13 protein-coding genes and 1 pseudogene are annotated in these 12,679 nt (G+C 72.5%); 8 read left to right on the top strand and 6 right to left on the bottom strand.

Annotated elements, in window-relative coordinates; genetic code table 11:
- The first annotated feature begins 12 nt into the window (after positions 1-12).
- A complete protein-coding gene (locus tag ACGFNV_RS27675) occupies positions 13-951 on the top strand; it encodes a 3-oxoacyl-ACP reductase (RefSeq protein ID WP_393625845.1) in 939 nt (312 codons plus the stop codon).
- Positions 952-1,128: 177 nt separating this feature from the next.
- Here the strand turns inward: ACGFNV_RS27675 and ACGFNV_RS27670 are convergent, their stop codons facing one another.
- Together ACGFNV_RS27670 and ACGFNV_RS27665 are read right to left on the bottom strand one after the other, a co-directional pair.
- Entirely contained in the window at positions 1,129-1,296 is a 168-nt protein-coding gene (locus ACGFNV_RS27670) for a hypothetical protein (protein WP_393625843.1), read from the bottom strand.
- A 96-nt stretch (positions 1,297-1,392) separates the two neighbouring features.
- Positions 1,393-2,655 (bottom strand): hypothetical protein, encoded by a 1,263-nt coding sequence (locus tag ACGFNV_RS27665; protein WP_393625841.1) that lies wholly within the window; start codon positions 2,653-2,655, stop codon positions 1,393-1,395.
- 199 nt (positions 2,656-2,854) lie between these two features.
- On the opposite strand from ACGFNV_RS27665, the gene ACGFNV_RS27660 reads away from it, so the two are divergent.
- Genes ACGFNV_RS27660 through ACGFNV_RS27650 form a run of 3 tightly spaced genes read left to right on the top strand, consistent with a single transcriptional unit; the run spans position 2,855 to position 5,736 of the window.
- Positions 2,855-3,721 (top strand): Nif3-like dinuclear metal center hexameric protein, encoded by an 867-nt coding sequence (locus ACGFNV_RS27660; protein WP_393625839.1) that lies wholly within the window; start codon positions 2,855-2,857, stop codon positions 3,719-3,721.
- Positions 3,718-4,461 (top strand): zinc ribbon domain-containing protein, encoded by a 744-nt coding sequence (locus tag ACGFNV_RS27655; protein ID WP_393626399.1) that lies wholly within the window; start codon positions 3,718-3,720, stop codon positions 4,459-4,461. The genes ACGFNV_RS27660 and ACGFNV_RS27655 overlap by 4 nt, the downstream gene beginning before the upstream one ends.
- 30 nt (positions 4,462-4,491) lie before the next feature.
- Positions 4,492-5,736, top strand: coding sequence for a bifunctional RNase H/acid phosphatase (locus tag ACGFNV_RS27650; protein ID WP_393625837.1), 1,245 nt, complete (start codon positions 4,492-4,494; stop codon positions 5,734-5,736).
- Between the two features lies 1 nt (position 5,737).
- On the opposite strand, the gene eda is transcribed toward ACGFNV_RS27650, so the two are convergent.
- Together eda and yaaA are read right to left on the bottom strand one after the other, a co-directional pair.
- Entirely contained in the window at positions 5,738-6,403 is a 666-nt protein-coding gene (eda, locus tag ACGFNV_RS27645; protein WP_393625836.1) for a bifunctional 4-hydroxy-2-oxoglutarate aldolase/2-dehydro-3-deoxy-phosphogluconate aldolase, read from the bottom strand.
- Positions 6,404-6,478: 75 nt separating this feature from the next.
- Positions 6,479-7,261 carry a peroxide stress protein YaaA gene (gene yaaA, locus ACGFNV_RS27640; RefSeq protein WP_393625834.1) on the bottom strand — a complete coding sequence of 261 codons (783 nt, stop codon included), beginning with the start codon at positions 7,259-7,261 and terminating at the stop codon, positions 6,479-6,481.
- Positions 7,262-7,336: 75 nt separating this feature from the next.
- Here yaaA and ACGFNV_RS27635 point away from each other — a divergent pair, with 75 nt between their 5' ends.
- Positions 7,337-8,836 carry an RNB domain-containing ribonuclease gene (locus tag ACGFNV_RS27635; RefSeq protein ID WP_393625832.1) on the top strand — a complete coding sequence of 500 codons (1,500 nt, stop codon included), beginning with the start codon at positions 7,337-7,339 and terminating at the stop codon, positions 8,834-8,836.
- Here ACGFNV_RS27635 and ACGFNV_RS27630 read toward each other — a convergent pair.
- The gene (locus ACGFNV_RS27630; protein ID WP_393625830.1) at positions 8,787-9,425 is read right to left on the bottom strand and encodes a hypothetical protein; all 639 of its coding nucleotides are present in this window, start codon (positions 9,423-9,425) and stop codon (positions 8,787-8,789) included. The genes ACGFNV_RS27635 and ACGFNV_RS27630 overlap by 50 nt on opposite strands.
- Positions 9,422-10,171, bottom strand: coding sequence for a MerR family transcriptional regulator (locus ACGFNV_RS27625; protein WP_393625828.1), 750 nt, complete (start codon positions 10,169-10,171; stop codon positions 9,422-9,424). Before ACGFNV_RS27625 ends, ACGFNV_RS27630 begins: the two co-directional genes overlap by 4 nt.
- Before the next feature lie 142 nt (positions 10,172-10,313).
- On the opposite strand from ACGFNV_RS27625, the gene ACGFNV_RS27620 reads away from it, so the two are divergent.
- The 3 genes and pseudogenes from ACGFNV_RS27620 to ACGFNV_RS27610 all read left to right on the top strand — a co-directional run.
- A complete protein-coding gene (locus tag ACGFNV_RS27620) occupies positions 10,314-10,895 on the top strand; it encodes a Uma2 family endonuclease (RefSeq protein WP_393625826.1) in 582 nt (193 codons plus the stop codon).
- A gap of 27 nt (positions 10,896-10,922) precedes the next feature.
- Positions 10,923-11,768 carry a helix-turn-helix domain-containing protein gene (locus tag ACGFNV_RS27615; RefSeq protein WP_393625824.1) on the top strand — a complete coding sequence of 282 codons (846 nt, stop codon included), beginning with the start codon at positions 10,923-10,925 and terminating at the stop codon, positions 11,766-11,768.
- Between the two features lie 19 nt (positions 11,769-11,787).
- Positions 11,788-12,570, top strand: a pseudogene (locus ACGFNV_RS27610) (DMT family transporter); the annotation flags it as partial.
- Positions 12,571-12,679 lie beyond the last annotated feature (109 nt).

Genomic DNA, 12,679 nt, shown 5'->3' with positions numbered 1-12,679 from the left:
ACGGGGGCCTTCATGTCACTGCCACTCCAGGGACTCACCGCGATCGTCACCGGCGCCGGACGCGGACTCGGCCGGGCGGAGGCGCTGGAACTCGCCAGGCTCGGTGCGGCCGTCGTCGTCAACGACTACGGGCAGGGCGGCCGGGACGGCTCCGGCGCGGCCTCCGCCGGCCCCGCCGAGGAGGTCGCCGCCGAGATCCGCGCGACGGGCGGCACCGCGCTCGCCCACACCGGGGACGTGGGCGACTTCCAACAGGCCCGCGAACTGGTCGAGTTGGCGATCGCCGAGTACGGCAAGCTGGACATCCTGGTCAACAACGCGGGCATCCTGCGCGACCGTATGGTCTTCTCCCTCTCCGAGGAGGAGTGGGACGCGGTGATCCGGGTCCACCTCAAGGGCCACTTCAACACGACCCGGTTCGCGGCCGCGCACTGGCGTGAGCGGTCCAAGGCGGCGGGCGCGCCGGTGTACGGGCGGATCGTGAACACCTCGTCGGAGGCGTTCCTGGCCGGCTCGGCGGGACAGCCCAACTACGCGGCCGCCAAAGGCGGAATCGTCGGGCTGACCACCTCCACGGCCCTCGCCCTCGCCAAGTACGGCGTCACCACCAACGTCATCTGCCCGCGCGCCCGCACCCGGATGACCGAGGACGTCTTCGCCCGGATCGAGCAGCCCACCGAGGGCCCGGACCCGCTCGCCCCCGAGCACGTCGCCCCCCTCGTCGGCTACCTCGCCTCACCCGCCGCCGAACGGATCAACGGCCAACTGCTCGTCGTCCACGGTGGCATGGTCGCCGTCGTGGACCGGCCGCGTGTCCAGGCGAAGTTCGACAGCAAGCAGGACACCTTCACGTACGACGAGTTGGACACCCTGCTCACCCCGCACTACGCGGACCGGCCGCCGGGGGAGACGTTCGCGGCGGCGGAGGTGCTGGCGTTGAAGAGGGGGTGAGCGCCACGCGGTCGTGAGGCACGGCAACGGCCCCCACCCGCCCGTCCGGACCGGCACGGCAACGGCCCTCGCCCGCCCGCCCATCCGGACGGGCACGGCAACGGCCCCGCCCGTCCGGAGACGAGCGGGGCCGTGTGGCGCGTACCCGGAAGCGCCCGGGCCTCGGCTGACGTACTGTCAGGCAGCCGTTTCGGCGGGTTGCCCCGCCGGCTTGCGGTGACGGCCGCGGGGGGCCGCCTCGCTGTCCTGGGCCGAGACCGGCCCCCGGTGCTTGCCGTGCCCGGTGGGCTCCTGGCCCCCCTTGACCTCGGTCGGCAGCGGCTGGGTCGTGCTGGCGTCGTTCATCGGAAGAATTCACCCCGTCAACATGATCTTTCTTACAGCCGGGCGAGTCTAACCGGCACACCTCGGGCCGAATCCAGTCGCACACGCCGACCGGCACTAGTTCGTTACAAGGCGTCCCAACGGAGCCTCCTGCAACGGCACGGGCCGGGCAACAACCGGTTCCGGATCCTCCGGTTCAGCCGATGCCGACGCCGGTACCGATGTCGGTGTCGATGCCAATGCTGATGCCAATGCCGATGCCGGAACGCCCTCGACGGACCCGGCCGGCGCGGGATCCGACGCCGGCGTGGAAGCCTCAACCGCCGTAGACGCGGAAGGCGGGACCACCGCCACCGGAACCACCAACTCCGCCACCCCGCACCGCACTTCCCGCGTCGAGTACGGCAACCGCAGCACCCCCTCCGCCGTCCACAGCCCCGCCCCCGTCAACCACCCCGCCGGCGCCCGGAGATGATGCAGCTGCCGCTCGGCCGGGCGCCACACCGCGAGCGAGGTGCCGAACGCCCCGTCGACCCGCAGCGCCACCGCGCAGCCCTCCGGCGTCAGAACCTGCCCCGGCTGGATCGCGAACGGCGTGACCGTGCAGTCGGGCACCCGCAGGCACTCCGGGAAACGCACCGGCAGCGAGCTGCCCAGCACGCCCCAGCCCAGCCGCCGCTGCCCGGGCGAGGGCGCGTCCGAGGTGATGAGGAGCAGCCCGCTGTCGGGGTCGGCGAGCAGCACCCGGTCGTCGCTGTCGGCGGCGATCTGGAGCAGCGGCGACACCTCGCCGCCCCGCTCCAGGTCCACCACGACCGCCTTGGTGCGGCCGCCGACCTTCCGGTCCAGCGCCAGCATCCGTCCCGTGCGGTCCAGCCACGCCCCGCCCGAACAGTGCCCGGGGATCTCCGCCAGGTGTTCGGGCCCGAACGCGCCGCCCGCCACCAGCCACACCGCCGTGGAGTGCCGGCCCGCGGCGATCGCGTAGGCCCGGTCGCCACCCGGCGCCGGAGGCAGCAGCCGCAGCCGGGTGACGTCGTCCGGGCACTCGACCGTGCCCAGCGGGAGCACGCCGGTGCCGGGGCCGGTGGGGTAGAGGAGCGAGAACGCGTGCCGTCCGTCGACGAACCGGCGGATGAGGACGCGCCCGTCCCCCATCGGCTGCACCTCGGTGCCGGGCTCCTCGGGCTGGTTGCCGGGCAGGGGGACGGCGTACGGCTCGGGGCCGTCGAGCGTCCAGCGCTCGGGGAACCAGGTGTCGGCACCGGCGCCCCGCGCGAGGCGCGCGGCGTAGCCGCCGTCCACCGTGATCACGCATCCCGCCTGCGGCGTCCGGTCGTCCTCGTCCTCAGTGGCGGGTTCGATGGCACAGGCTGTCATCGTTCGGTCACCTCCGGTCACTCTCGGCGACGAAGGCTAGTTTTCGCACGCACAGGCGGGGGATCGGGAACAGGACGCTTCACACATAAGGGTGGTGGAGAAGCGATTCGCCTGAGCCGACCGGGGCGGATGTGCTGACCGGGACGTTCGCGCCCGGGAGCGGTGTGTTCGCACAGAACGGCCAGGTAGCCTTTTCCCCGTGCCCCGTCTGTCTGAAGTCATCGCCGCGCTGGACAACCTGTGGCCCGCCGAGCGGGCCGAGTCCTGGGACGCGGTCGGAACCGTCGCGGGCGACCCCGACCAGGAGGTCACCCGGGTCCTGTTCGCCGTCGACCCCGTCCAGGAGATCGTCGACGAGGCGGTGAAACTCGGCGCCGACCTGCTCGTCACCCACCACCCGCTCTATCTGCGCGGGACGACGACGGTCGCGGCCGACACCTTCAAGGGCCGCGTGGTGCACACCCTCATCAAGAACGACATCGCGCTGCACGTGGCCCACACCAACGCGGACACGGCCGACCCCGGGGTGAGCGATGCCTTGGCAGGCGCCCTGGACCTCCGTGTCGTACGCCCGCTCGTGCCGGACCCGACCGACCCCGACGGCCGCCGCGGCCTGGGCCGGGTCTGCGCGCTGGACCACCCCGTCACCGTCCGTGAGTTCGCCGCCCGGGCCGCCGAGCGGCTGCCCGCCACCGCGCAGGGCATCCGGGTCGCCGGCGACCCCGACGCGGTCGTCCGCACGGTCGCCGTCAGCGGCGGCTCCGGCGACAGCCTCTTCGACCACGTCCGCGCGGCCGGCGTCGACGCCTTCCTCACCGCGGACCTGCGCCACCACCCGGCCTCCGAGTTCTTGGCGGATCGCGCCCACAGTCCCCTCGCGCTGCTCGACGCGGCGCACTGGGCCACCGAGTGGCCCTGGTGCGAGCTGGCCGCTGCCCAGCTCGACGAGATCTCCGACCGTCACGGATGGGGCCTTCGTGTCCACGTCTCGGGTACGGTCACCGACCCCTGGACCGCCCACGCGGCCTCCAGCACCTCTTCTGACCCACTGGGAGCCCCCAACTGAACGCCGCGCCCGCCGACCAGATCCGCCTCCTCGACGTCCAGGCCCTCGACGTCCGCCTCCAGCAGCTCGCCCACAGGCGGAGGTCGCTGCCCGAGCACGCCGAGATCGAGTCGCTGACCAAGGACCTGACGCAGCTGCGCGACCTGCTCGTGGCCGCGCAGACCGAGGAGAGCGACACCGCCCGCGAGCAGACCAAGGCCGAGCAGGACGTCGACCAGGTCCGCCAGCGCGCCGCCCGCGACCAGCAGCGCCTCGACTCCGGCGCCGTCACCTCGCCCAAGGACCTGGAGAACCTCCAGCGCGAGATCACCTCCCTCGCCAAGCGGCAGGGCGACCTCGAGGACGTCGTCCTGGAGGTCATGGAGCGCCGGGAGTCCGCCCAGGAGCGGGTCGCGGAGCTGACCGAGCGGGTCGGCGCCTTCCAGGGGAAGATCGACGACGCGACCGGGCGCCGGGAAGCGTCCTTCGAGGAGATCGACGGCGAGGTGGCCTCGGTGACGAAGGAGCGCGAGGTCATCGCCGCCTCCGTCCCGGCGGACCTCCTCAAGCTCTACGACAAGCTGCGCGAGCAGCAGGGCGGCATCGGCGCGGCCCGGCTGTACCAGCGCACCTGCCAGGGCTGCCGCCAGGAACTGTCGATCACCGACATCAACGACATCCGCAAGGCCACCCCCGACACGGTGGTCCGCTGCGAGAACTGCCGCCGCATCCTGGTGCGTACGGGCGAGTCCGGGCTGTAGGGCACGGTCGTCGAGTAAGGGGCTTTGGTCGTGCGGGAGTTCATCGTCGAGGCCGACGGCGGGTCACGGGGCAACCCGGGGCCCGCGGGCTACGGATCCGTCGTGATCGACGCGGCGACCGGGCAGACGCTCGTCGAGCGTGCCGAGTACATCGGCATCGCCACGAACAACGTGGCCGAGTACCGCGGCCTCCTGGCCGGTCTGTACGCGGCCCGCGAACTGGACCCCTCCGCCAGGGTCCACGTCCGCATGGACTCCAAGCTCGTCATCGAGCAGATGTCGGGCCGCTGGAAGATTAAGCACCCGGACATGAAGCCCCTGGCGACGGAGGCCGCCCGCGTCCTCCCGCCCGAGCAGGTCACCTACGAGTGGATCCCGCGCGAGCAGAACAAGCACGCGGACCGCCTGGCCAACGAGGCGATGGACGCGGGCAAGCGGGGCGAACGGTGGGAGCCGTCGACGTCGACGGCCGAACTGGACGCAGCGGCCGCGTCACCTCCTTCCGCCTCGTCCGTTCCGGCGGCTGCGCCCTCGGGTGCCACCTCCGTTCCGGCGGCTGCACCCTCGGGTGCCACGACCGCCGCCAAGGAAGACGCCGACGTCCGCGCCGCTCGTGCCGTGGTCAGCCCCGGCTGGGCCCCCGCCGACATGGGAGCCCCCGCCACCTTCGTACTGCTGCGGCACGGTGAGACGCCCCTGACCCCGCAGAAGCGGTTCTCCGGCAGCGGCGGGACCGACCCGTCCCTCTCCGAAGTCGGACGGGAGCAGGCGGAGCGGGCCGGCGCGGCGCTCGCCCGGCGCGGCACGATCCAGCACATCCTCGCCTCCCCCCTCGCCCGCACCCGCGAGACCGCCGGCATTGTCGCCGCGCGCCTCGGCCTGGAGGTGACCGTCGACGACGGGCTGCGGGAGACCGACTTCGGTGCCTGGGAGGGCCTCACCTTCGGCGAGGTCCGCGAGCGCTACCCGGACGACCTGAACGCCTGGCTCGCCGACCCGGAGGCCGAACCGACCGGCGGCGGTGAGAGCTTCGCGGCGACCGCCACCCGGATCGCGGCCACCCGCGACAAGCTGGTCGCGGCGTACGCGGGCCGCACGGTCCTGCTCGTCAGCCACGTCACCCCGATCAAGACCTTCGTCCGGCTCGCCCTGGGCGCCCCGCCCGAATCCCTGTTCCGCATGGAGCTGTCGGCGGCCGCGCTCTCGGCGGTGGCGTACTACGCGGACGGCAACGCGAGCGTCCGCCTGTTCAACGACACGTCGCACCTGCGCTGAGTCACCGAACCACAGCACCCACGCCGAGCGCCGCCGCTTCCCGGCTCAGCGCCTCGACCCGGCCCCAGTCCCGCGCCGCCACGGCGTCCGCGGGCAGCATCCAACTCCCGCCCACACAGCCGACGTTGGGCAGCGCCAGATACTCCGGCGCCGACGCCGCGTCGATCCCGCCGGTCGGGCAGAAGCGGGCCTGCGGCAGCGGCCCCGCCAGCGACTTCAGGTAGGCGGTGCCACCCGCGGCTTGCGCCGGGAAGAACTTCATCTCCCGCACCCCGCGCTCCAGCAACGCCACCACCTCAGAGGCCGTGGACACCCCCGGCAGGAACGGCACCCCCGACGCCCGCATCGCCTCCAGCAGTACGTCCGTCCAGCCCGGGCTGACCAGGAACCGCGCCCCGGCCGCAACCGACGCGTCCACCTGCTCCGGCGTGATCACGGTCCCGGCCCCGACCACCGCCTCCGGCACGTCCACGGCGATCGCCCGGATCGCGTCGAGCGCGGCAGGCGTACGCAAGGTCACCTCGATCGCCGGCAGCCCGCCCGCGACGAGGGCCCTGGCCAGGGGCACGGCGTCGGCGGCGTCCTGCACGACCACGACGGGGACGACAGGGGCGAGGTCCAGCACGGAGGCGGGCAGCGGTGAGGTGGGCAGTGGTGAGGCGGGCATGGCCTCATCGTGCCCGGGGGCAGCAGCATGCGCAAAGCGCATTGCGCATGCTGCAACAGCAACGGGGTGGTGAGATCAGTGGATCTCGTCCACCAGCACATCCAACGTCCACGCCGTCCCGGCCTTCGCAGGCGGCTCCACCTCCACGACGTACCCCAGACCGCGCAGGACCTCCACCAGCTCCGCCGGCCCCTTGGGCGCAATCCCGGCCGACAGCAGACTGCGGACGATCCTCCCCTTCGTCGCCTTGTTGAAGTGGCTGACGACCTTCCGGGTCGGCGCGTGCAGCACCCGCACGGTCGCGGTGCGCCCCGCGACCTCGCCCTTCGGCTTCCAGGCCGCCGCATACGCCGACGACCGCAGGTCCAGCACCAGCCCGCCCCCGGCCACCTCGGGCAGCGCCGCCGCCATCGGCGTACGCCAGTACGCACCCAGCGCCCCCAGCCCCGGCAGCTTCACGCCCATCGAGCAGCGGTACGACGGAATCCGGTCCGTCACCCGGACCGCACCCCACAACCCCGAGAACACCAGCAGGGACCGGCTCGCGCGCCTCTTGGCGGCCGCGTCGAGGGAGGCCAGGTCGAGGGCGTCGTAGAGCACCCCGGTGTAGATCTCCCCGGCGGGCCGCGCCCCGGCCGTGCGCAACTCCGCGTTCTTCCCGACCTCGCCGCGCAGCCCCTCGCTCAGCCCGAGCACCTCGCGCGCCTTGTCCTCGTCACCCGCACACAGCTCGACCAGCTCGCTCAGCACGGCCTCGCGGGCCCCGGACAGCTCCGGCAACGACAGCGACTCCAACTTGAGCGGGGCGCCACGGCCGGACGAGGCCTTGCCTTCGGAGGGCGGCAGCAGGACGAGCACGATGGGACTCCTTCGGTTGAGCTCTGCGACAGCGTACGGCGTGCCGCCCCGCCACCCCGGCCCTACGCTCGTTGCATGCCCCGCCGCCACATCCGCGTGACCGGCGCCCCAGAAACCCCCCTCCGGGCCGGCGCCCCAGAAACCCCCCTCCGGGCCGGCGCCCCAGAAACCCCCCTCCGGGCCGCCCTCACCGCACTGCGTGCCCGACTGGGCGTACCGGAGGCCTTCCCGGCCGAGGCCCTGGCGGAGGCGGCCCGCGCGGCGCAGTCCCCAGGATCCGCCGACCCGCCGCCGTACGACGCCACCGACATCCCCTTCTTCACCGTCGACCCACCCACCGCCACCGACCTCGACCAGGCCCTGTACCTGGCCCGGCAGGGCACCGGCTACCGCGTCCGGTACGCCATCGCCGACGTCGCCGCCTTCGTCGTACCCGGCGGAGCGCTCGACGCGGAGGCCCACCGCCGGGTCACCACCCTCTACTTCCCGGACGAGAAGATCCCGCTGCACCCGCCCGTGCTCGGCGAGGACGCCGCGAGCCTGCTCCCCGGCCTGCCCCACCCGGCCGCGCTGTGGACGATCGACCTGGACGAGGACGGCCGTACGCTCGCCGTCGACGTCCGCCGGGCCCTCGTCCGCAGCCGGGCCAGGCTCGACTACGAGGCCGTACAGAAACAGCTCGACGACGGCACGGCCGAGGAGCCAATGGCGCTGCTCAAGGAGATCGGGCAGGCACGGGAGCGGCTGGAGATGGAGCGGGGAGGCATCTCACTGAACGTGCCCGAGCAGGAGATCACCGAGCGGGACCACACCTACGACCTCGGCTACCGCGCACCCCTCCTCACCGAGGCCTGGAACGCCCAGATCTCCCTGCTCACCGGCATGGCGGCCGCCAACCTGATGCTCGCCTACGGCACCGGAGTCCTGCGCACCCTCCCCGCCGCCCCGGGCGGTGCAGTCGGCCGCCTCCGCCGTACCGCCCGCGCCCTGCACATCGACTGGCCGCACCACGTCTCGTACGCCCAGCTGGTCCGCTCCCTCGACCCGCACCACCCGCACCACGCGGCCTTCCTCCAGGAGTGCACGACCCTCCTGCGCGGCGCCGGCTACACCGTCTTCCGCGACGGCAGGCTCCCCGCCCTCACGACCCACGCCGCAGTGGCCGCCCCCTACACCCACTGCACGGCCCCCCTGCGCCGCCTCGCCGACCGCTACGCCACCGAGATCTGCCTGGCGGCCGCCGGCAGCCGATCGGCCCCACCCGAATGGGTGCTCACCGCCCTCGACGCCCTCCCCGGTGAGATGGCCGAGGGCGGTCGCCGCGCGGCGACCGTCGAGCGGGCCTGCGTCGACATCGTCGAGGCCGCGCTCCTCAGGGACCGTGTGGGCGAGGTCTTCGACGGCTGCGTGGTGGACGTCGAGGAACGCCGCCCGACCGTCGGCACGGTCCAGCTCGCGTCCCCCGCGGTCATCGGCCGCATCGACGGCGACCGCCTCCCCCTGGGCGAGCGCCTCCAGGTACGCCTCACCCGGGCCGACCCGACAGCGGCGACGGTTCGCTTCGCGCCTGCGTGAGGGCATGCGGGAGGGCGTGCGGGAGGGCGTCCCTCAGGGCCCGTACGAGTTCGTCGGCGTCGTCGGCGTGGAGCCGTATGAGCCTCACGTCCCGTCGCCGCCCGAGGAAGGTGAGGTGGGGGACAGGCTCGGCGAGCTCAAGGGTGAGGGAGGTCTGCGAGCCGACGGCGACGTCGAGCTCACCGTCGGTCCGCGAGTGAGAAATGCGAAGCTCACGCCGTACGGACGCCACGTTCGCGAGCGGTACGCGCACGTCGACATGGCCACCACAGCGAACCCTCAGCGCGCCGTCGTCGAGAACGTGCGGGCGAACGACGGAGCCCGCGTGCAGACCGACCACGAACAGCACGGTGTACACGTCCAGGAACAACACGACCGCGTGCACGGTCGGCCAGTCCCGCAGCAACACGGACATCGTGAACGTCTCGACCACGCACACGAACGCGAGCCCGAACATCACCGCCCCCTGCCCCCGCGCATACCCGAACGCCCGCCCACCACCGACCCCGTGCCGCCGCCGGGCCACCCACAACGCGAGGCCGGCGAACAGCCGTAACTCGTGCCGGAGCAGCACGTACCCCACCCTCACGACGCTCCCTCCACGAGCATCCGCAGCGCCCGGTGAAAAGCCTCCGCCTGCGCCGGGGCGAAGTCCGCGTACAGGGCACGCAGGAAGGCGTGCTCGTGGTCGATGTCGTGTTCCGGGAGCATGTCGCGGGGGATGAGCGAGGCCAGGACCGAGGCCGCCTCCGTCACCCGCGGATCATCAGGCTCCGCATCCGCGAGCGCATCCAGCAGCCCGTACGCCTCCTGCGCCCGAGCCGCCGCCTCCGGCGTCCCGAACGCGCCGCTGAGCATGCTGGTCATCCGCTCCCGGTCCTCCGGGCCCGCGGCGGTGTCTAGGAGCGCGAGGATCTCCCGGTCCTTGACGGCCATGGGCGAGTCGGACAGATGAGCCGTCTCCGCGAACAGCGCGGCGAGCTCCGCCGACACGGGCCCCTCGGCGGGCAACTCCTCCGCCTCCAGCAGCACCCGCAGCCGCTCCCGCCGCTCCCGTATCGCCGCCTCCTGCCGCGCCAGATCCGCGTCGAGCTCACTCAGCACCTCGACGAGCTCCTTCCCGGCATCATCCACGAGCACGTCCCGCACCTCGGCGAGGCCCAGACCGAGCTCCGTCAGCCGCCGGATCCGGGCAAGGACGACGGCGTGCCGGAGCGCGTACTCCCGATACCCGTTCGCCCGCCGCTCCGGCTCCGGCAACAGCCCCAGATGGTGGTAGTGCCGCACAGCCCGCGTGGTCACCCCGACGGCCGCGGCTAGTTCTCCGATCCTCATGGGACCAGTAGAGAGGTTGACGTCGCGGCAGGGTCAAGCGGACGGATGCCGCTCGCACGATGGAGGGAAGGGCATCGGCGCCACGGGCATCGCCGCCTCTGGATGCCGCAATCTGGCCTCCGACCGACGAAGGGGGCGCGCTGTGCCGGACCTGACCGACGAGAAGCTGAGGCAGGCGGGAGAGGTGGTGCTGGAGGGGTTTCTGCAGCTGGAGCCCCCCGAGGGCTTCCGCGCACAACTGCTGGACGGGCAGATCCTTGTGACGCCGCCGCCCGACGGTTTCCACGAGCACTGCCTCAGCGAGATCATCCGGCAGGTCGTCAAGAAGTCCGGGACCAGGATGGATTTCTCCGGGAACAAGGGGCTGAAGCTGCCGAGCCGGAGCGCCCACCCCGACGATCACGTGATCCCGGACAACGTCCTCTGCCCCGATGCCGCACAACTCTTCCGCGGAGCGGCTCCCTGGATGCCCCCGGACGGGGTCACCCTGGTCGTCGAGGTGACCTTCCTGTACCCGCACGTGGACCGGGAAGCCAAGCGCCGCTGCTACGCCCGAGCAGGCATCCCCCTCTACCTGCTGGTCGACCGCGAAGCTTCGGCGACCACGCTGTTCATGGACCCGGTGAAGGACGACTACCGCGAGCACCACACCCGCCCCTTCGGCAAGCCGATCACCCTCCCTGAGCCCTTCGCCTTCGGCCTGGACACGTCGGAATTCCTCTGATCCCCTGGAGGCGGGGGTGAGCACCAGGTGAGCGAACGCGATCGGACACGAGAGCAGGCCTTGTGGACCAGGGCGAGGCTCGGCCGTTGCGGCCCTCCGCTCGACCTGCTCACCGCCCGCTTCGACAAGCACGTCTACGCCCCACACGCCCACGACGAGTTCACCATCGGCGTCTGCGTGGCCGGCTCCGAGGTGATCGCCTACCGAGGCGGCCACATCCGCCCCGGGCCGGGCTCCATCGTCGTACTGGCCCCCGGCGAGGTACACACGGGCGGCCCCGCCAACGCGACGGACGGCTACGCCTACCGCGCCCTGTACGCAGCCCCCGCCCTCCTCACCGACGGCACCCTCGGCGACCGTGTCCCGCACTTCCGCGAGCCCCTGATAGACGACCCCGAACTCGCCGCCGAGATCCTCCGCACCCACACCGACCTCAACACCTGCCCCGACCCCCTGGAGGCCGAGTCCCGCCTCCCCTGGCTGCTCACAGCGCTGGCCCGCCGCCACTCCACGGCCCGCCCGACGACGGACGAGATCCCCGGAGCGAACCACATCGCAAAGGCCGTACGAGACCGCCTGGCAGACGAACTCCTCGAACCCCCCTCCCTGGCCACCCTCGCGTCCGACCTGGGCCTCTCCCGCTACCAACTCCTCCGAGCCTTCCGTACGACAGTGGGAATACCCCCGTACGCCTGGCTGGCCCAGCACCGGGTGAACCGGGCCCGGAGCTTGCTGGAGTCCGGCCTGCGCCCGGCGGAGGTGGCCACGATGGTCGGCTTCGCGGACCAGGCACACCTGACCCGCTGGTTCCGCCGCGTGCTCGGGGTGACGCCGGCGGCGTACCGCAACAGCGTTCAAGACGTCAGGCCCTGACCCGGCCGAGACTCGCCGCATGACTGCACGCGGCTGGTTCCTCTTCTCCCTCATGGGCGTGATCTGGGGCATCCCCTACCTGCTGATCAAGGTGGCGGTGGACGCCCAGCTCTCCCCGTCCATGGTGGTGTTCACGCGCTGTACGCTCGGCGCCGCGCTCCTCCTCCCCTTCGCGATACGCCAGGGCGGCCTGATCCGAACCGTCCGCGCGCACTGGCTGCCCATGCTGGCCTTCGCCTGCATCGAGATCGTCGGCCCCTGGTTCACCCTCACCGACGCCGAACGCCACCTCTCCAGCTCCACGGCCGGCCTGCTGATCGCGGGCGTCCCGATCGTCGGCATAGTCCTGGCCCGCTTCTTCGGCGACACGGAACGGCTGGGCGTACGGCGGGCGACGGGTCTGGCGCTGGGACTGGCGGGCGTAGGAGTCCTGACCGTCCCCCACCTGACCGGCGGGGACGCCCGCTCCCTGGGCGAGGTGCTGCTGACGGTACTGGGCTACGCCACGGCGCCGTTGATCGCGGCCCGCTACCTGAAGGACGTCCCCACACTCCAGCTGACGGCACCGTGCCTGGCCCTGGCGGCGCTGGTCTACACACCGGCGGCGGCAGCGGCCTGGCCGTCCACCCTCCCCTCCCCGTCGGTCCTGACCGCCCTCATCACCCTCGGCGCGATCTGCACCGCACTGGCCTTCGTCGCCTTCCTGGAACTGATCAAGGAGGTCGGCCCGACCCGCGCGACGGTCTTCACATACGTCAACCCGGCGGTGGCGGTAGCGGCGGGAGCGGTGTTCCTCGACGAACCGCTGACGGCAGGCATAGCGGTCGCCTTCACCCTGATCCTGGCGGGCTCGGTCCTGGCGACGGCGGCGGGACCGAGCAGGGACGGCGGCCCGGTAACATGGTCGACAC

Origin of the sequence: Streptomyces sp. NPDC048751 (genome assembly GCF_043198595.1) — a bacterium.
GTDB lineage: Bacteria > Actinomycetota > Actinomycetes > Streptomycetales > Streptomycetaceae > Streptomyces.
This window is presented reverse-complemented; position numbering and strand designations above follow the sequence as displayed.